Raw genomic sequence first — 19,163 nt, 5'->3', positions numbered from 1 at the left:
AAAACTGGACCAGTTGAATCTTAGAACTTAGTGTCAAAAACAGGTTGATTAGACGCTTTCAGGTGCAAAGCCTTATCACTGTATTTGCCGTGTACCACAGGGTTGCCCATCGCTCGTAAAATGTACGCCATTGATTTATCGGCATGCGCAAAAAACTTCTTCCAACCTGCACATAGATAGTTAAGGCCGGGCTCACCTTCTCTGGTGCGAATAAAGCGGTTTTTAGGGCATTCTCCAAAGCATGCAAACTGATAATCGCAATTAACACACTGCTGAGGCAGTGTACGACTTTTAGCAAACCCGAATTTCTGCTGGTCAGGGCTATAAGCGAGAGTATCGAGTTTTTCGCGGTGAATATTTCCGATCTTGTATTCCGGGTAAACATAGTGGTCACACGCAAAGACATCACCGTTTGGTTCCATTGCTAAACCTTTGCCACAGATTTCACCTAGCGTGCATAGTGGGTTTTTGCTTCCCATCCATGTTTCCAAACTTGCTTCAAAATACTGTACAAAAACGTTACCAATATCATGCACGACCCACTCATTGAATATCGCGATAAGGAAGTTACCCCATGCTTCATCCGCCACACAAAATGGCTCGACAACTGAATCCTTGTGGCCGGGAATCAGACGTTTATCACCTTGCATTAGTTGCTCATTGGGCTTCCAAGTTTGTGGCGCTGTTGTTCTGAAAGTTTTCTGCTCAACAATCGGAATAAACTGCATTTGAGGGGAACGTACTTCATCTCGTAAGAAGCGATACACTTCCAATGGGTTTCGGCTGGTCAAGTTGTTCACGCACGTAAGCGTTGCAAACTTCACTTCATGCTTATGTAATAGATCAACGGCGTTCATCACTTGTTTAAATGTGCCTCTTCCCGCTCGATTTGTTCGGTAAGCGTTGTGCATCATCTCAGGGCCATCGATGCTTAAACCGACAAGAAAGTGGTTCGCTTTTAGAAACTCGCACCACTCATCATTAAGAAGCGTGCCATTAGTCTGAAGATCATTAGAGATCGTAATACCATGAGGGCGGTATTGATCTTGTAGTTCAACAATTCTTTTGAAGTAATCCAACCCCAGCATGGTCGGCTCTCCACCTTGCCAAGAGAAGATAATTTCAGGTGTGTTCTGCCCTTCTATGTATTGGCGGATATAGCTCTCTAAGGTTTCGTCATCCATTATTGGCGAGCACCCTTGCTTATATTCCAACAAATCTTGTTTGCTTAAGTAATAACAATAAGTGCAATCGATGTTGCAGGCAGCACCAATGGGCTTTGCCATCACATGTAAACGCTTAGATGCTTTTCCGTTGAACTGCGGCCCTTGAGTTATGTGCATTCATCACCTTCTTAGTTGCTAACCTGTCCCCAATGATGTCAAACCTAATCATCGAGTTAATCGCCTAGGGTGATGATAATGTTCAAGTATTCTCGGCGCTTGTTATAGTGTGTATAACCGTTTGTTATGGTTTTGCTTGCTAGACTTTTTGACCAAAGTCGTTGACGGAGTTGCCGAATGAAGCATCCCAAAAGTAAGATTATTTCCTTTGTCTCAGCCATATCGGTCACGCTGATAATTAGTGGGTGTGCAACAACCCCACCAAACTCTCTCGCTCAGAAAATCGATCAAGATATGGTTCTTGTCGAAGGTGGGCAGTTTATGATGGGCGCAGATAATCCATCAGCCAAAAAGTCAGAGCGCCCAGCTCGCACTGTTAAGGTTGATGGATTCTATTTGTCAAAATTCGAGGTAACTCAATCGGTCTTTGAAGCTGTCACTGGCTCCTCTCTGAGCTACTTTCGAGATCCAAATACACCCGTCAATAATATTAGTTGGCAACAAGCCAATTATTTCATTAAGAAATTGAATGAAAAAACGGGAGAGCATTACCGTCTACCAACAGAAGCTGAATGGGAGTTTGCCGCTAAAGGCGGAATTTTAAGCAAAGGCTTCACTTTTTCTGGATCAAACAATATTGACGATGTGGCTTGGTATGCGAATAACTCGCACAATAAGGCTCATAAGGTAGGTCAAAAGCAACCAAACGAGCTCGGGTTGTACGACATGACAGGTAACGTAGGCGAGTTTGTGATTGATGCTTTTGACGAAGGTTATTACAAAACAGCGCCCAGTGATAATCCGGTAAACGCAAAAGAGGAAAAAGAAAGCCTTGCACACAAGTCTGTACGTGGCGGCAGCTTTGCTTATGACGCAGACGAATCTGAAAACTATCGCCGCGATTTTGCCAGCCAATCCGTCATTATGTCTGACATGGGCCTTAGACTAGCGAAAGACGTAGACTAAACTAAGTAGAGAAAGTGGCGCGATAAAGGCTCCACTTTTTACTATTGGTGTTTAATCTCTACAGATTCGTAATAGGTGCTTTCAGCTGATCAATAGCCTGCTTAGGAGCATAATTACTCAGCTCTTTTAGACACCTATCGAAAGCAAAAGCGACAGCGCCTTTTTTATGATTTCTCGCTAGAACTTCGCATTGAGCATATAAATGTTGAGGGTTCCCACCGACTTTAAACGCAGTCTGCAATGCCTTACTGGCTTCCAGAACGTCACTTTTTTCCAAAGCTAGACCATAAACATACCAGTAGTGAGCGTGAGTCTTTCCTAGTTCTGCGGCATGTTTAAGTAGAGCTTTGGCCTCATCTTCCTTGCCTTGGCGTAACAAAGAAAGACCAGCACTGTAAGGTAATGAGCTGGATTTAGGCTGAGCTTTCATTCCTTGTTGTAACACCGAGAGCGCAGCTTTTTCTTTCCCAAGGCGTCTATACAGGTCCGATAAATTCACGTAACTATTTTCGAAATAAGGCTCGATACTTATCGCTTCTTGGTATAACGCAATTGCCTTATCGATTTCGCCTAAGCTGCGGTATACATTTGCCAAATTGGTTCTGCCGAAACCACGATCGGCGTTAAACTTTTGAATGTCCATGTACTCTTCAAGCGGTGGTTGAATCCTATCTTTTTGTAACGGCGTCATTTGCGCATAGCTGGTCACTAATACCGAAGCCGCCTCCGCCCTCACTGAAAGTACGGGATCATCTAGCAGTGGTTCTAAAATTCGCCATCGATCATGAAACTCATAACCAGACGAGCCCGCAACTGCGCCGAGTCTAATCATTTCATTCTCATTTTTAACGGCCCTTGCGAGCGAAACAGTCGTATTTTGGTCAGTATTGCCGCCCATTCGCTCTAATGCAGAAGCTCGTATGATGTCTTTTAATGATGAATCCTGAGCAGAGTAAGCCAGAGCATTCGCCGCCCCTTTGTGCCCAATTACATCGGCATAAAACGCGACAGCAAAGTGTTGTTGATTGCGGTATTGAGAGTGAGGAAACCATTCGGCTATCTGCGCATCCGCCCACTGGTTACTCTTATCCTCATGACAAGACGTACATACATTGGGCGTGTCGATGTGTTTACTCAAGTCAGGTCTAGGTACGTGCCAACTGTGGTCTCTACGAGGATCGACTTGCATATAAGTCGTTTCTGGCATGTGACAAGTCGTACATTGTGACGCTTTGGATCCCGCTTCATGGAAGGTGTGATTTTCTGGGGTATATTCTGACGCAATATGACATTGTGAACATACCGCCTCTTCTGGGATGTTTAGCTTTGCCGAATGAGGATCGTGGCAATTGGTGCATGTTACGCCTTTTTCAGCCATTTCAGACTGAAGAAATGAACCGTAAACATAGTCTTCATCGTAAATTTTGCCATCGTGGTAGTAGAGTTCTTGAGTGATCAGGCTTAACCGATATTTATCGAAAAATGAGCCTTGAATGTGATCACCTGTCTCATTTAACTGCGTTCGACGGCTGTGACATTGTGCGCACGTCTGAACTTGATTTGTTTCTGCGATTGCTTTTGGTTGTAATGTTCTGTGGCCCTTCTCAAATACCCACTCGGTTACCGCTTTAGATAAATTTCGGTCAAAACCATAGTGACTATCTGTATCGAAAGAGCCTCCTGTAGATGCGGACTTTTTCGCCAACTCGATGTGTCCACTTGCAGGGCCATGACACGCTTCACAACCAACATTGATCTCGGACCAAGACGTGTTGTAGGTATTTTTGATTGCGTCATAGTTCTTCTTTACATTGGTCGAATGACAGTCTGCACACATGAAATTCCAATTTTGCCCAGTGTTAGTCCAGTAAAACTCATCTGTCGTTGTTGTCTCTGGATAAAGGTGAAACCAGCGCTGACCACCTTCCGATTTCGTCCTTGAATCCCACGCAAAAGGAATGAGCTGTACACGACCATCTTCAAACTCCACCATATATTGCTGTAACGGTTCCCAGCCAAATGTGTAGCTAATTTTATAATCGTGCCATTGACCATCAGGGCCTTGAATATTGACCCAATATTCCTCGCCTTGTCTAAAAAAACGGTTGGGTTGACCATCATGCGTCACTGTGCGGTTATCAAAATCACCTTGAACAGATTCTGAGTTTGCATGTTTCATTGCCATATCGTGATGAGAGCCCTTCCAAGCCTCCACCTCTTGTTGGTGACATTCCGCGCACGTTTGCGTGCCGACATATTCCAACCCAAGCTTCGTGGTATTTTGGGGACTCTCTATCACTGATGCCTGGGGAAAAAACGAACCACTCACCATGACGATACCCAGAAATAGACACCGAAACCGACCTGCCCACTGACTCATAACTATCCTTAGTATTTAGATGGTGCAACTTGAATCAATATAGTCGCTAACCTCTTGGTTATACAAATAATTAGAAGTGAAAGGCCTTCAAAATGAGTGCTCCATTCTTCGTCCCCCGATTAGGGAGTATCTCGGTGTTTTTGCTGAAACTTTATTCGTCTCACCAGCAACCTGCTCTGGTGTTCATTAGTGACCCATCTCTATTTTTAAAACCTCCCCAAATCATCACAATGACAAGTATTTTTATTTAGAAACAAATAGTTAAATACCCTCAATAACTTATGGTTATAAAGAGTATAAGAGGATTTTTCTATACACATCATTAACTTATGCAGCACCTAAGCACAAGGTTTACTTGTGCTTCTCGTTACTCTCAACCACCTGGAGTTTTTTATGGCAAACCAATTGAGAAAAATCGCAGTAGGCGTCGGACTGTTAGCAACGTCCAGCGCAGCGATGGCGGCAGACAAACCCAACATACTTGCAATTTTCGGTGACGATGTCGGTTACTGGAACATCAGCGCATATAACCAAGGTATGATGCGTTACAAAACCCCTAACATCGATCGTATCGCGAACGAAGGTGCTTTGTTTACAGACCATTACGGCCAACAATCTTGTACTGCGGGTCGAGCAGCATTCATTACTGGCGAAGAACCATTTCGCACTGGCTTGCTGACGATTGGTATGCCGGGTTCCGACCATGGGATTCCAGATTGGGCACCAACTATTGCTGACTTACTAAAAGACCAAGGTTATATGACAGCTCAGTTCGGTAAAAACCACTTGGGCGATCAAGATAAGCACCTACCTACCAATCATGGTTTTGATGAATTCTTTGGTAACTTGTACCACCTTAATGCAGAAGAAGAGCCCGAAACCTACTATTACCCTAAAGACCCAGAGTTCCGTAAAAACTATGGTCCTCGTGGTGTAATTAAATCTTATGCCGACGGTAAGATTGAAGATACTGGCCCAATGACGCGTAAACGCATGGAACACGCGGACGAAGAGTTCCTCGAAAGCACTTTATCGTTTATGGAGAAAGCTGTTAAAGCAGATAAGCCTTTCTTCATCTGGCATAACTCTACGCGCATGCACGTGTGGACCCGATTACAAGAGAAGTACCGAGGCAAATCCGGTGTTAGCATTTACGCTGATGGCATGTTAGAGCATGACGATCAAGTCGGCGTATTGCTCGACAAACTCGATGAGTTAGGCGTTGCTGACAACACCATTGTTATTTATACAACAGATAACGGCGCAGAGACCATGACTTGGCCTGATGGGGGCGCAACCCCATTCCACGGTGAGAAAGGCACGACTTGGGAAGGCGGTATGCGTGTGCCTCAACTTGTGCGTTGGCCAGGTGTCATTAAGCCAGGAACGAAAATCAACGAAATGATGGCTCATCAAGACTGGTTGCCAACATTGTTGGCGGCAGCTGGCGTTCCTGACGTGAAAGAAAAGCTTGCTGAAGGTTACAAAGCAAATGGTAAAGACTGGCGTGTCCATATAGACGGCTACAACTTCATGCCATACTTCGAGGGAAAAGAAGAGAAAGGACCACGTGAGTCTCTGCTCTACTTCACCTCAAATGGTGAACTAAACGCAGTACGCTGGAATGACTGGAAACTTCACTTTGCAACTCTGGAAGGAAACCTAAGCGACGCCGTGCGATCTGTACCAAACTGGCCTAAGATCATTCACTTACGCGCTGATCCATTTGAAAAAGGTCCTAGCGAGTCACAAATGTATCTACGTTGGATGGCAGACAACATGTGGTTGTTTGTACCAATTCAAGACGTTGTTGGCGACTTCTTTAAAACGTTACCTGAATACCCAATGCAACGCGGTACAACTATGAACCCTGCTTCTTTAAATTACGACTCTTTGCAGATGCAAGAAAAGATGCAGCAGTTAGAAATGCTTAAACAAGAAGTGAATAAAGTTAAGTAATTTAATTAATCACTCTAGATTGCGTTACTGAGCCAGCAGAGTTCTGCTGGCTTATCTGTATCTCGGGATGGGAACACACTTAGCTCGGTAGTTTACTCCATGCAAAGCGGGCCCATATTGAGAACACAGAAAAACAAAAAAGGAGAGCAAACCTGCTCTCCTTTGTATTTTAACCGTGAATAAACTAAGCTACGTTAACCGATTTAGTTAAACTATTGCTCTGAAAGAATTCATCATGCAACGCGCAAATCGCACGCTGATATTCTTTATCACCCACGACGAACTGGACGTTTACATTTCTCATTGATGAGTGAAGTGCAACTGGCGTTACGCCATTGTTCATCAAAGAAAGTACACCTTTCGCTAGTGTCTTGTTAGTGTCAATTTGAGAACCGATGGCTGAAATCAGCGCGACCATACGGCCTTTAATCGACGCATTCGGATAGCGTTTTTCAGCTTTATACAATACTTTGTTCAAGCTATCAGTACTGCCACCTAGATAGTAAGTAATAGAGTTCGCGTTCATCTCTTTACCAACTAAACTTACGCGAGCATCAGAGATAATTTCCATTAATTCGTAGCTAACGTTATCGGCTTTTCCCACCATCGCTTGGTCAAACAAATGCAGTGCGAACACCTTTTCTTTACCTGCGATAATTTCGACTTTGTCTTCTTCTGGGCGGTAGCTTGAAGAGATCAAAGTGCCTTCGTGTTCAGGTTCAAATGTATTTTTAATCTGTAGCTCTATACAACTCTCACGTAAACCTGCGGCTGCATTTGGGTGAATCGCTTCCATGCCAAGGTTAGCAAGTTGGTCTGCTACATCATAGTTTGTACTACCAATTGGCAAAACTTTTTCAGGACCAACAACACGCGGGTCTGCAGAGCTCAAGTGATATTCTTTGTGAATTACCGCTAAATCCGCTTTTGTTATCGCTGCAATTCGGCTAAATGTCATCTCACTATAACCTCGGTCATAAGTGTGCATTAGGCCTTCCTTACAGTAAGCATAACCTGTAACGATTGGCAGTTCTTTTGACACATCGATATCAGCAAACGCATCACTGATCGATTCATCAAGGCTTCTTGGCGCTTGATTGTCCCAACCGGACAGGTCAACGAACTTAGCGTTAATACCCATATTCTTTAGTTTCAGTGCCGTGTTGTAAGCACTGTGCGCCTCACCAATAGACGACAGAAACTCTCGAATTTGAGGCAAATACTGACGTAGCGAAAACTGACCGTACTGACAAGTTTCTAAAATGTTCGCAATACAATTTTTCGCTTCAGCAATACGTGAGCGAATGAATTTATCTGCACGGATACGATTCATTGGGTCCGCGAAAATATTTTCATTTGTGAGCAGCATACGGCTTTCAACGTATGCTAACGCTTCTTCCCATTTGTCATCACGTTTCGCGATAAGCTGATAAACACCTGGCTTACTGGTTTTTTTACATTCGAGTAGCGCGTCGGTCATACCGCCGTATGCAGAGACGACAAAGATACGATTGTATGGCGATTTAGGACGAAGAATAATGTTGTCGAGAACAGCATCAAATGCTGTCATTGATGTACCGCCGATTTTTTCTACGGTAAATGTCATGATAAGCCTTTTTTGATTGGTAACTTTAAAAGAAAAAAGAAGAGATAGTTGATCGTGGGGTGACAAGCACCCCACCTCTATCTTTTAGTCAACGAGAGGATAAACACCGTTTTCATCGTGCACTTCAGCGCCGGTAATTGGTGGGTTGAATACGCACGCCATTACCATTTCTTTATTCTTATAAGCTCTCAAGTAGTGCTCATCGTGTTTATCAAGGATGTATAACGTACCCGGTTTAATCGGGTAAGTTTCTCCACCAACGACTTCAATTTCACCTTCACCGCTCATACAAAAAACCGATTCTAGGTGATTTTGATAGTGAATGTGTGTTTCAGTACCTTCATAAATCGTAGTAATGTGGAAAGAAAAACCCATGTTGTCATCTTTCAACAACATACGGACACTTTCCCAGTTATCTGAAACCACACGTCGCTCACTGTTGCGACACTCATCGAGTGTTCTGACGATCATAATTAATAATCCTTATTAAGATGCTTGTTTGAAATGTTTCGCAGCGATGGTTTCCACTGCACTTTCAAAGATGCTTAGTCCTTGGTCTAATTCTGACTCGCTAATCGTAAGTGGGCAGAAGAACTTAACGACTTCGTCGTCAGGGCCAGCTGTCTCAATTACCATTCCGTTTTCGAAACAGTTTTTCGCGATTTCAGATGCCATATCACCGTTGATACACTCAATACCAACCATCATGCCGCGACCTTTTTTCTGCACAAACATTTGTGGGAAGCGACGAACGCAGCGATCAATAACAGCACTTACTTTGTCTGAACACTGCTTGATGTGTGTTTCAAAGTCATCATTTGCCCAATAAATTTCTAATGCTTTCGCCGCGGTAATAAATGCATGGTTGTTGCCACGGAACGTGCCGTTATGCTCACCTGGCTTCCACTGGTCTAGCTCTGGTTTAAGTAGAACGACGGCCATTGGCAAACCGTAACCACCGATCGATTTCGATAGCGTCACGATATCTGGTTGAATACCTGACGGCTCAAAGCTAAAGAAAGTACCTGTGCGTCCACAACCAGCTTGAATGTCATCGACAATCACAAGAATGTCATTGGCTTTACAGATTTTGCTCAAACGTTGTAACCACTCGTTTGAAGCAGCATTTAAGCCACCCTCGCCCTGCACAGTTTCAAGAAGTACAGCGGCTGGTTTATCCATACCTGCAGAGTTGTCGTTTAGCATGGTTTCGAACAATGCTAGACCATCAACGCCAGCGTAACCTTCAAATGGAATACGAGTGACGTTACTTAAGCTAGAACCGTTACCTTGTCTGTGATGCTGGTTACCCGTTGTAGCCAGTGCGCCAGCTGTACAACCGTGGAAACCGTTGGTAAATGCAACAACGCTGTCGCGACCTTTTACTTTTTTCGCTAACTTAAGTGCTGCCTCAACGGCGTTAGTACCGGTTGGGCCAGTAAACTGAACTTTGTAGTCCAAGTTTCTTGGTTTAAGGATGTACGTATCCAACGCTTCAAGAAACGATGCTTTCGCTTCTGAGTGCATATCCAAACCGTGAGTAATACCGTCCATCTCAATGTACTCAAGCAGTGCTTGCTTAAGTACTGGGTTGTTATGGCCGTAATTTAGAGATCCCGCTCCAGCAAGGAAGTCTAAGTATCGTTCACCTTGTTCTGTTTCCAGCCAGCAGCCTTTCGCTTTACGAAAAACGACTGGGAAATTGTTTGAATATGAGCGTACGTTGGATTCCTGCTTTTTGAAAATATCCATGATGAGACCGTTTTTAATTCCTATTGTTTGAGGATTATTTGAGAGGAATGCGATACAAATATTCTGTATCGTGTTTGCCTTTAAAGTGGGCTTCTTCATCCAAAAATGTGCTTACTTGGCCAGAGTTGCCGTTCATCGCATCTAACTTTTTGAACAATGCCCAAGAGGCTTTATTATCTTCCGTGATGGTAGTTTCTACCGATTTAACACCGCCCAATTCCTCTCGGGTGAGAAGTTCTTTCAACATGCGGAATGCTAAACCGTGACCTCTAAAGCGAGGTGAGACTGCAACTTGCCAGACAAATAAAACGTCTTGCTCGTCTGGTTTCTGATAACCGGAAATGAAACCTGCGATTTCGCCTTTTTGCTCAACCAAAATACTGGTTTTGCTGAAATGCGTAGACTGTAGGAAATTGCAATAAGATGAGTTCATGTCCAATGGAGGACAGTCTGCAATTAAGCTGTAAATGTCGTCACCATCAGAGATTTTAGGCTCACGAAAAATCCATTTTTTACTTGAGTCTTCTCCAATCTCTGGATAAAGAACCCAAGGTGCTGATGTGATCATGTGGAAATACATATCCTTTGAGGTCTAATTAAATTTCCTTTTTATTATGGGCATCCCTCGCGACTAAAAATCAAATAATCCGCCTTTTTATCGGCACTTTTGTGACAAGCGTCACAAAAATACGCCATTTAACCAAATCTTAAAATAGTTCGAGGTCTAATTTATTAAAAAATCACTTAAAGAATAAGTATAAAAAATGAACAGAAAAAACAGTCCTCCATGGTCTTCATTTCTCAGCAAAAAATTCAAAAATCAAAAAAAACGGCATGCTTTCGCATGCCGCTTTATTCAAATATTTAACTGCTGATGTTGGTTATTTCGATTTCTTCTTAGAAACCGCTTTTGGACGAGGTTCATCCATCAAGCCTTTTACTAGAGAAACCGTTGCAACAAGCAGAACAATCGTAAATGGTAGGCCTGTGGTCACGGCCATTGCTTGAGCTGCCGCTAGGCCACCACCAAGCATCAATGCAATCGCAACTAAGCCTTCAAACGTACACCAGAACACGCGTTGAGGCGTTGGCGCATCGACCTTACCGCCCGCAGCAATAGTATCAATAACCAGTGAACCAGAGTCTGAAGAGGTAATGAAGAATACCACCACCAAAATAATACCGACGAAAGATGTAATTTCAGCTAGCGGCATCACATCTAACATGGCAAATAGTTTTAACGGTAATTCCGCGTTGAACACGGCTTCATAACCATCGCTCACGTATTGGCTTATAGCGTTACCACCAAAAGCGGTCATCCATAACACACAAACAGAAGAAGGGATAAGGATAACGCAAATAATGAACTCACGAACTGAACGACCACGAGATACACGCGCAATGAACATACCGACAAATGGTGACCAAGAAATCCACCAAGCCCAGTAGAATGCTGTCCAACCTTGAGAATAGTTTACGTCTTCTCGTCCAAATGGCATTGATAGGGCAGGAATATTAGCCACATATGACACTATATTTTCGAAGAAGCCCGTTAAAATCGCGATCGTCGGGCCGACAACAATAACGAAAAGCAGTAAAAGCGCAGCGAGACCCATGTTGATCTCAGATAAGATTTTCACGCCTTTGTCTAGTCCCGCAACAACTGAGATTAAAGCGAGTGCGGTGATGCCAATAATCAATAGTACCTGCGTAGTATTCGTCATTGGAACATCAAATAGGAAGTTCAGACCCGTTGCGGCTTGAGACGCACCGTAACCTAGAGACGTTGCCAGACCAAAAACTGTCGCTACAACGGCAAGAATGTCGATAATGTGACCAGTCCAACCCCATACACGCTCACCAAACAGTGGGTAAAAAATGGATCGCATGGTAAGTGGCAAGCCTTTATTAAACGAGAAAATCGCCAAACCAAGAGCCAATAGCGCATAGATTGACCACGGATGAAGCGCCCAGTGGTAAATCGTCGCCGCCATACCTAGTGCAGATGCAGCACTTGCATCGCCTTCTGCACCACCTAGAGGGGCCCAGTCAGTACGAACACCGTTCTCAACGTTCACGCCACCAATAGCAGAACTAAAATGAGACATAGGTTCTGATACACCAAAGAACACCAGACCGATACCCATACCTGCTGCAAAGAGCATTGCCAGCCAACCCGCATAGGAATAATCTGGCGTCGCTTCTGTACCGCCGATTCGTACCCGACCTAGCGGTGTAAAAATCAACCCAACACAGACAATGACAAAAATATTACCAGATGCGAGAAAGAACCAATCCAAATGGTGTAACAAACCCGCTCTTAGATCTGCGAAAAACGGCTCTACCTGTTCTCGAAATAATAGTGTTACTACAACAAATAGGATGATTGCTAAACCAGAAATTGCAAAAACACGGTTATGAATATCAAGGCCAAACGGGCCTACTTTTAACGCGACGTTATCCTGACCAATTTGATAGTCAGTGTCTATCGCGTTTACCTTTCCATCGGGGCGTTGAATGCCACCGTTATTATCGGTGCTCACGGATAATCTCCTTAAAAATACGTGACCAAATTTAAATTACTTTCGTCGGAGTTTGAGTGATGAAGCCTCCCATCACTACCAAGCACATGTTCAAAAAACATAGTTCTTATAAGCGGTTACTCAGTCCGCCATCATAATCGCAAAGCCCCCTACCTTTCATTGCATTTTATTGTCTTCATCATAAACAACGCTTATTGCCAAATCGAAGAGATTGGCATGCTTCGATTAAAATGATATTGCAACTGTGCTTGAAACAGTTCAGCAGTTGCCAGCGCATCGGTCAAAGCGTGATGAGGTTGATAAGCAGGAAGGCGATACCTTTCACGAGCATGCCCCAGCCTGACAGAGCCTGGCTTCTTACCTTTTAACTTATTGAATAGGCCACTGCATTCACGGCGCTGTATCGCGTGTTCAATGTCTAGCGTATCGACAACGGGAAACTGTATCCCCTCCCCAATGCTATTTAGCAACGCGTTATTAAAAAACTGCCTTTCGATATTTTTATAATGAACAAGCACAACTTTGCCTGACAGCGCATCCAATATCTCCCCTAAAATGTGGGTTAGTTGGGGCGCGTTTTTGACTTCAGAATCAGTGATGCCATGAATCACAACTGACTCTTCGTTTAACTCACGATTAGGGTTAACAACCCAATGCGCAGAGCCACTACATTGAACACGATCAATGGTAAACGGCACAAGTCCAATCGTGAGAATTGCATCCTCTTCCGCATTCAAACCTGTCGTTTCAAAATCTACCGAGACAAATGGCACTTCCTCAATTGGTGTTTCCCCATTAACCATCGGTGTCGAGTAATAACGTTTGAGCCTCTCGTCTCTTGCTTCTTTCGCGAGCTGTTTGAATAACGTTGACCACTCTGGCGTCCGAGACGTATCCAACAACGGCTGATCTTTTGCTGCATTTTTTGAGAACCACATTATTTGCTACTTCTCTGGTATCGGAACTTGATGAAGTTCTGTGCATTACTAAGGATTTGGAAAGCAGCTTTTAAGTTTCGGCGCTCAAACTCTGACATGTTCTCTGGCTCAATGTTGTTATCTGGTTCATCTCCATTTTCGATATCGAGTGCTTGATGACGAATTCGAACCATGTAGATCAATTCCATTGCATCCCTCAAGTCCATTCCTCGACCTTTAGGTAAAATGCCCGCATCATTGATATCGTCTAATCGGTCAAACGAGTTTTGCGAACGGGAACCAATTGCCAATGAATGTACTCGAATCAAATCTGCCAATGGCGCAGTACCTCTTCTTTTCAAGTTAATAGAATTGCGATGACGACCATCTTTTTCCATAACAAAATCTTTGAAGAAGCCCAATGGCGGTGTACGACGTATCGCGTTGTAAGCCATACATGCAAGGAAGCGGTTGTTTCTTTTCGCGCGCCTAACAATAAAGCTGCTTAATTGTTCCGCCCACTTCACTCGCCCATGAACACCTAATAAATCAAAAAAGATATTACTGTTTAACAACCTTTCAGGAGTTGGGTTATCTATCCAGTTGCCAAAGCACTCCTCCCACTCCGCTCGGGTTTTTCGCCACTCTGGATTGGTTGCCATAATGTCGCCAGTACAGTAAGCATAGCCGCATGCTGCTAAACCATCACAAACAAATTTGGCAAACTTTTCAAAGTACTCCCCGTGCATCTCAACATCATAACTGTTGTCGAGAATAAGGGCGTTGTCTTGGTCCGTTACAATTAACTGCTCATCCCTGGCCATCGATCCCATAGCGACCAAACAATACGGAATTGGCGCAGGGCCAAGCTCTTGCTCTGCTAATTCAGCCAAACGCTGTTTAAAGCTACTACCAATGACCGACATGGCTCGACCAATCATATGAGCGTTGGCATCTTCATTCACCATTCGTACAAAGCAGTCTTTCACTTGTTCAGAAACTTGCTTGAGATCTTCAACGCTGGTTTGTTGGAAGATAGAGCTAACGAGCAACAAGCTGTTTTGAGATTCATAACGGACAATATCCGTCATGCCAATAATTCCTATCGGCTTTTTATCTTTTAAAATTGGGAGATGGTGCACGTTGTAGCGCAACATGGTTAACATGGCTTCAAAGACATAAGCGTTGTAATCCAGAGACACCACGTCATAACTCATGACCTCACTCACTGGGATATTGGTATCAATGCCCTGAGCTAATACGCGAATACATAGATCGCGATCAGTCAATATTCCAAGTAGTTGTTCATCATCTTCTTCTGTGAGTTCTTCTGCTGGGCGAACAATAAGCAAAGAGGTGACATTTTCCTCCGCCATCAGTATCGCGGCTTCTTGAATCGATGCCGTCGCCTCCAACGTTACCGGATCTCTCGCTAAGATTTTACGTGCCTTGGCAGTGGTAAAGTCATTGCTTTCTGAGCGGCTGGATATTGCGCTTCGCAAACGCGCGCTGTCTTCCAGTTCCATGTAGTCAGCAAAGTTTTCAAACTCGTCACAAAGCTCGTTGAAAATATCCTCCGGAATACAGTAAACCAAGGTGTCTTCTATCGCTTTGGCAGGCATACGCACACGGTTGTTCATTAACAACCCCATCTGTCCAAACAGTCCACCAGCGTCAATCCTGTTATAGAGTTCGCCTTTACGTCGGTAGATCTCCACAGCGCCGCTTCTCACCATATATAAGTCGCGGATCGTGTCTCCAAAATTGAGTATCTCGGTGCCTTGCCGAAAGTATGCAACCTCGGCATTTAGAGCGATCTTTTTTAACTGCTCTTCGGGTAGATCATCGAAAGGTGGGTACTGGCTAATGAAGTTGAGCACTTCTAACTGTTCGGCTTCCATCTTTTATTCCATACGTTGCCTAAACTACAGCGATAAATATCACCAAGATTGAAATCAATCAATGAATAAATCTAAGAATAACAACACCTAACCTAGTTCGCAGAATAAAACTCCAACCAAAAATTAGAGCTCTAATGTTTTTAAATATAGACCTCTAATCTATTTCTCCTTATAGCTATGCAGATGGGCTGAGTTGAAATGTACTAAAAACTTCAAAATAAATTCAAACCAATGTCATGGAAAAGTTAAGCGAAGACAAAACCAATCGTAACTATCTATTTTTGTTAATAAAAACACTATTTAACCACACCACCTTCATTGTTTATTGTATGCACATAAAATCCTGTTAACCGAACCCCATTCGTTGAAAGTTGAACTAAAATTAATTAGAGTACAAATCGTTAAACAGTTATAAACACACAAAAAAGGACAGATAACATGGATCCCATACTGGAAGTTAAGGGACTGTATAAAGTGTTTGGAGAAGACCCAGAAAGAGCCTTCTCGCTTATCGAAAAAGGTATCGATAAGGACGGTATTTTTGAACAGACAGGTTTAACAGTCGGCGTAAACGATGTATCTCTAACCATTAACGAAGGTGAAATTTTCGTGATCATGGGGCTTTCTGGTTCGGGAAAATCTACTCTCGTTCGACTCCTAAACCGACTCATTGAGCCAACGAAAGGCAGTGTTTATCTAAAAGGGAAAGATATTGCCCATATCTCTGAAGACGAACTTCGAGAAGTTCGTCGCAACAATATCTCAATGGTGTTTCAAAGTTTCGCACTTATGCCTCACATGACGGTGATCGAAAACGCTGCATTCGGTTTAGAACTTGCTGGCATTGATGTTAATGAACGTCAGAAAAGTGCCCTTTCCGCCTTGGAAAGAGTTGGCTTAGACCCTTATGCAGAATCTTTCCCTGACGAGTTATCCGGTGGTATGAAACAGCGCGTGGGTCTAGCAAGGGCATTGGCTTGTGACCCAGACATTCTATTAATGGACGAGGCGTTTTCCGCTTTAGACCCATTAATCCGTTCTGAGATGCAGGATGAGCTTATTCGTCTACAAAACGATGACAAACGCACAATTGTCTTCATATCTCATGATTTGGACGAAGCAATGCGTATTGGTGATCGTATCGCCATCATGCAAAACGGTGAGGTTGTTCAGGTTGGCACACCTGATGAAATATTGCACAGCCCAGCAAATGATTATGTCGAAGCGTTTTTCCGCGGCGTAAACATCGCAAGTGTCTTGACAGCAAAAGATATCGCTCGCAAGAAGCCAGCCGCCGTCTTTAAGAAATCGGAAAATGATGGCCCAGGCTCTGCGATGCAGATTCTGATGGATCATGACCGTGATTACGGCATTGTCGTCGATAAATCTAGCCGATATTCCGGCATCGTGTCTCTTGACTCACTACGTTTGGCTCACAAAGAAAACCGCTCTCTAGCCAGTGCTCAATTGACGGATGAAGTCACTCTTCAGCCAGAGCAGTCAATCAATGACATTTTGGGGCTAGTTGCAGGCGTTCCTTATGCCGTACCTGTCGTTGATGAGCAAGGTACTTACTTTGGTGTCGTGACTAAATCACGTCTTCTACAAACACTAGATAAGGATTAACACGATGTCTTCAGAGCAAACTAACAATGATCCCTGGTCGAATACCGCTCCTGCACAAGATGATCCTTGGTCACAAGGTGCAGGTGCTGACGCTGCCCCAAGTAATGACTGGTTGAGCTCAGAAACTGTAGAGCAAGCGCCATTCGATATTATGAACCCATTCCAAGATGCGGTTCTACCACTTGATAGCTGGGTGGAATCGGGATTGAACTGGTTGGTGGAACATGGTCGCCCTGTTTTCCAAGCAATTCGAGTTCCAATCGACTTTATTCTTACCTCGTTTGAAACTGCTTTGGTGTCCACACCTGCGCCTATCATGGTACTCATTTTATTTTTGCTGGCGTGGCAGTTTTCCAATGTAAAACTCGGTTTTTCAACGCTTGTATCCCTTGTTTTTATCGGCCTAATTGGTGCTTGGTCACAGGCGATGACAACGCTCGCACTGGTTTTAACCGCCGTCTTCTTCTGTTTGCTTATCGGGCTACCGATGGGGATATGGTTGGCGAGAAGCCAAACCGCAGCCAAATTTGTTAGACCAATACTCGATGCAATGCAAACAACCCCCGCGTTCGTTTATCTAGTGCCAATCGTTATGCTATTCGGTATTGGTAACGTTCCAGGCGTTGTAGTAACCATCATTTTCGCACTGCCTCCCGTTGTGCGCCTGACTATTTTAGGGATTCAGCAAGTACCTGAAGAGCTGATCGAAGCGGGCCACTCTTTCGGGGCAAACAAAAAACAGATGCTTTATCGCATCCAATTGCCATTGGCGTTACCAACGATTATGGCAGGGGTAAACCAAACCTTGATGCTTTCACTTTCTATGGTAGTGATCGCTTCAATGATTGCGGTTGGCGGCTTGGGCCAAATGGTACTTCGTGGTATCGGCCGACTTGATATGGGTCTTGCTGCTGTCGGTGGCTTAGGCATCGTAATTCTTGCCATTTTATTAGACCGTATTACCCAAGTATTAGGGGTTAATGCGGGTAACACCAAGCTTCGCTGGTATCACACAGGTCCTGTTTCATACCTATTAAAACTGAAAACAAAGACGAACCAAGACGATCTAAAACTTAGGAGAAACATCAATGAATAATTCATGGAAGAAAGCGCTCTCTGTTGGAGCTCTAAGTACTATCGCATTTTCAACTTATGGTGTGGCAAGCGAACTACCGGGTGAAGGTGTGACTGTTCAGCCAGTTCAATCAACCGTTGCAGAGGAAACGTTTCAAACATTGATCGTAAACCGTGCACTTGAAGAGCTTGGTTACGATGTAAAACCAACTAAAGAAGTGGATTACAACGTAGGCTATACCTCTATTGCTAAAGGCGACGCCACTTTCTTAGCAGTAGGTTGGTTCCCTCTTCACGCCGATAAGTACACAATGTCTGGCGGTGATGATAAGTTTTTCCGCAAAGGTCAATATGTAAGTGGTGCTGCTCAAGGTTACTTGATCGATAAAAAAACCGCTGAAAAATATGGCATCACAAATATTGGTCAATTAAAAGATCCAAAACTGGCCAAGCTTTTCGATGCCAACGGTGACGGTAAAGCGGACTTAACAGGTTGTAACCCAGGTTGGGGTTGTGAAATGGTCGTTGAGCATCAGTTGGATGCGTTCAAGCTTCGTGACACAGTAACGCACAACCAAGGTAACTACGCTGCGATTATCGCTGACACGATTTCTCGTTACAAAAAAGGCGATCCGATTCTTTACTACACTTGGACACCTTACTGGGTAAGTGGCGTCTTAGTTCCGGGTAAAGATGTTGTTTGGTTAGAAGTGCCATTCTCTTCACTTCCTGGTGAGCGTAAGGACATCGACACAACACTAGAGAACGGTAAGAACTACGGCTTTGAGATGAACTCTATGCGCATCGTTGCGAACAAAGAGTTTACTGAAAAGAACCCAGCAGCAGCGAAGCTGTTTGAAATCATCAAGCTAAACATCAATGATGTTAGTGCGCAGAATATGATGATGAGCCAAGGTAAGAACAGCTCAGCAGACATCGAGTCTCATGTAAATGGCTGGATCAAAGCGAACCAGAAAAAGTTCGACGCATGGGTAGACGAAGCTAAAAAAGCAGCCATGTAACCGACACGACCATTAAAATACGTGACACCTAACTTTAGAGCCAACCGATCACATCGGTTGGCTCTAATTTTATT

The 19,163-nt window shown here is 43.9% G+C and carries 14 protein-coding genes; 5 read left to right on the top strand and 9 right to left on the bottom strand.

All coding sequences use genetic code 11. The features are described from left to right. Positions 1–20: 20 nt before the first annotated feature. A complete protein-coding gene (locus L3V30_RS09735; protein ID WP_048626338.1) occupies positions 21–1,343 on the bottom strand; it encodes an anaerobic sulfatase maturase in 1,323 nt (440 codons plus the stop codon). Between the two features lie 177 nt (positions 1,344–1,520). On the opposite strand from L3V30_RS09735, the gene L3V30_RS09730 reads away from it, so the two are divergent. Continuing rightward, a complete protein-coding gene (locus tag L3V30_RS09730) occupies positions 1,521–2,309 on the top strand; it encodes an SUMF1/EgtB/PvdO family nonheme iron enzyme (protein ID WP_237308818.1) in 789 nt (262 codons plus the stop codon). Between the two features lie 58 nt (positions 2,310–2,367). Here the strand turns inward: L3V30_RS09730 and L3V30_RS09725 are convergent, their stop codons facing one another. Next, positions 2,368–4,689, bottom strand: coding sequence for a multiheme c-type cytochrome (locus tag L3V30_RS09725; protein WP_237308817.1), 2,322 nt, complete (start codon positions 4,687–4,689; stop codon positions 2,368–2,370). Between the two features lie 393 nt (positions 4,690–5,082). On the opposite strand from L3V30_RS09725, the gene L3V30_RS09720 reads away from it, so the two are divergent. Then, positions 5,083–6,648 carry an arylsulfatase gene (locus L3V30_RS09720; protein WP_012841879.1) on the top strand — a complete coding sequence of 522 codons (1,566 nt, stop codon included), beginning with the start codon at positions 5,083–5,085 and terminating at the stop codon, positions 6,646–6,648. A gap of 184 nt (positions 6,649–6,832) precedes the next feature. Here L3V30_RS09720 and L3V30_RS09715 read toward each other — a convergent pair whose 3' ends face one another. From L3V30_RS09715 to L3V30_RS09685, 7 genes are all read right to left on the bottom strand, one after another. Further along, positions 6,833–8,254, bottom strand: coding sequence for an aspartate kinase (locus L3V30_RS09715; protein WP_237308816.1), 1,422 nt, complete (start codon positions 8,252–8,254; stop codon positions 6,833–6,835). Between the two features lie 84 nt (positions 8,255–8,338). Next, positions 8,339–8,725 (bottom strand): ectoine synthase, encoded by a 387-nt coding sequence (locus L3V30_RS09710; protein WP_005393369.1) that lies wholly within the window; start codon positions 8,723–8,725, stop codon positions 8,339–8,341. Positions 8,726–8,740: 15 nt separating this feature from the next. Beyond that, positions 8,741–10,006 carry a diaminobutyrate--2-oxoglutarate transaminase gene (gene ectB / locus L3V30_RS09705; RefSeq protein WP_237308815.1) on the bottom strand — a complete coding sequence of 422 codons (1,266 nt, stop codon included), beginning with the start codon at positions 10,004–10,006 and terminating at the stop codon, positions 8,741–8,743. Positions 10,007–10,040: 34 nt separating this feature from the next. Beyond that, complete coding sequence (ectA, locus tag L3V30_RS09700) at positions 10,041–10,574, bottom strand: diaminobutyrate acetyltransferase (protein ID WP_005393379.1); 534 nt, start codon at positions 10,572–10,574, stop codon at positions 10,041–10,043. Between the two features lie 313 nt (positions 10,575–10,887). Continuing rightward, the gene (locus tag L3V30_RS09695) at positions 10,888–12,549 is read right to left on the bottom strand and encodes a BCCT family transporter (RefSeq protein ID WP_005393381.1); all 1,662 of its coding nucleotides are present in this window, start codon (positions 12,547–12,549) and stop codon (positions 10,888–10,890) included. Between the two features lie 191 nt (positions 12,550–12,740). Next, entirely contained in the window at positions 12,741–13,487 is a 747-nt protein-coding gene (locus L3V30_RS09690) for a 3'-5' exonuclease (RefSeq protein WP_005393383.1), read from the bottom strand. Continuing rightward, a complete protein-coding gene (locus L3V30_RS09685; RefSeq protein ID WP_006741594.1) occupies positions 13,487–15,367 on the bottom strand; it encodes a DUF294 nucleotidyltransferase-like domain-containing protein in 1,881 nt (626 codons plus the stop codon). The genes L3V30_RS09690 and L3V30_RS09685 overlap by 1 nt, the downstream gene beginning before the upstream one ends. A 438-nt stretch (positions 15,368–15,805) precedes the next feature. On the opposite strand from L3V30_RS09685, the gene proV reads away from it, so the two are divergent. From proV to proX, 3 genes are read left to right on the top strand one after another with little or no spacing between them, the layout of a single operon-like run. After that, positions 15,806–16,993 (top strand): glycine betaine/L-proline ABC transporter ATP-binding protein ProV, encoded by a 1,188-nt coding sequence (proV, locus tag L3V30_RS09680; RefSeq protein WP_005393388.1) that lies wholly within the window; start codon positions 15,806–15,808, stop codon positions 16,991–16,993. Positions 16,994–16,997: 4 nt separating this feature from the next. Next, positions 16,998–18,089, top strand: a complete 1,092-nt coding sequence (gene proW, locus L3V30_RS09675) for a glycine betaine/L-proline ABC transporter permease ProW (protein ID WP_046874899.1) — start codon at positions 16,998–17,000, stop codon at positions 18,087–18,089. After that, the gene (gene proX, locus L3V30_RS09670) at positions 18,082–19,089 is read left to right on the top strand and encodes a glycine betaine/L-proline ABC transporter substrate-binding protein ProX (RefSeq protein ID WP_005393392.1); all 1,008 of its coding nucleotides are present in this window, start codon (positions 18,082–18,084) and stop codon (positions 19,087–19,089) included. The genes proW and proX overlap by 8 nt, the downstream gene beginning before the upstream one ends. The last annotated feature ends 74 nt before the right edge of the window (positions 19,090–19,163 follow it).

It is taken from the genome of Vibrio sp. A1-1 (genome assembly GCF_021728175.1).
GTDB lineage: Bacteria > Pseudomonadota > Gammaproteobacteria > Enterobacterales > Vibrionaceae > Vibrio > Vibrio diabolicus.
The sequence above is the reverse complement of the archived record's forward strand: the minus strand, read 5'-3'. Positions and strand labels throughout refer to the sequence as shown.

Excerpts from the sequence above, each read along its gene's own strand:
- L3V30_RS09710 (WP_005393369.1), bottom strand. The coding sequence starts at position 8,725 with ATGATCGTCAGAACACTCGATGAGTGTCGCAACAGTGAGCGACGTGTG.
- ectA (WP_005393379.1), bottom strand. The coding sequence starts at position 10,574 with ATGATCACATCAGCACCTTGGGTTCTTTATCCAGAGATTGGAGAAGAC.
- proV (WP_005393388.1), top strand. The coding sequence starts at position 15,806 with ATGGATCCCATACTGGAAGTTAAGGGACTGTATAAAGTGTTTGGAGAA.
- L3V30_RS09725 (WP_237308817.1), bottom strand. The coding sequence starts at position 4,689 with ATGAGTCAGTGGGCAGGTCGGTTTCGGTGTCTATTTCTGGGTATCGTC.
- proX (WP_005393392.1), top strand. The coding sequence starts at position 18,082 with ATGAATAATTCATGGAAGAAAGCGCTCTCTGTTGGAGCTCTAAGTACT.
- L3V30_RS09715 (WP_237308816.1), bottom strand. The coding sequence starts at position 8,254 with ATGACATTTACCGTAGAAAAAATCGGCGGTACATCAATGACAGCATTT.
- L3V30_RS09690 (WP_005393383.1), bottom strand. The coding sequence starts at position 13,487 with ATGTGGTTCTCAAAAAATGCAGCAAAAGATCAGCCGTTGTTGGATACG.
- L3V30_RS09720 (WP_012841879.1), top strand. The coding sequence starts at position 5,083 with ATGGCAAACCAATTGAGAAAAATCGCAGTAGGCGTCGGACTGTTAGCA.
- L3V30_RS09730 (WP_237308818.1), top strand. The coding sequence starts at position 1,521 with ATGAAGCATCCCAAAAGTAAGATTATTTCCTTTGTCTCAGCCATATCG.
- ectB (WP_237308815.1), bottom strand. The coding sequence starts at position 10,006 with ATGGATATTTTCAAAAAGCAGGAATCCAACGTACGCTCATATTCAAAC.
- proW (WP_046874899.1), top strand. The coding sequence starts at position 16,998 with ATGTCTTCAGAGCAAACTAACAATGATCCCTGGTCGAATACCGCTCCT.
- L3V30_RS09685 (WP_006741594.1), bottom strand. The coding sequence starts at position 15,367 with ATGGAAGCCGAACAGTTAGAAGTGCTCAACTTCATTAGCCAGTACCCA.
- L3V30_RS09735 (WP_048626338.1), bottom strand. The coding sequence starts at position 1,343 with ATGCACATAACTCAAGGGCCGCAGTTCAACGGAAAAGCATCTAAGCGT.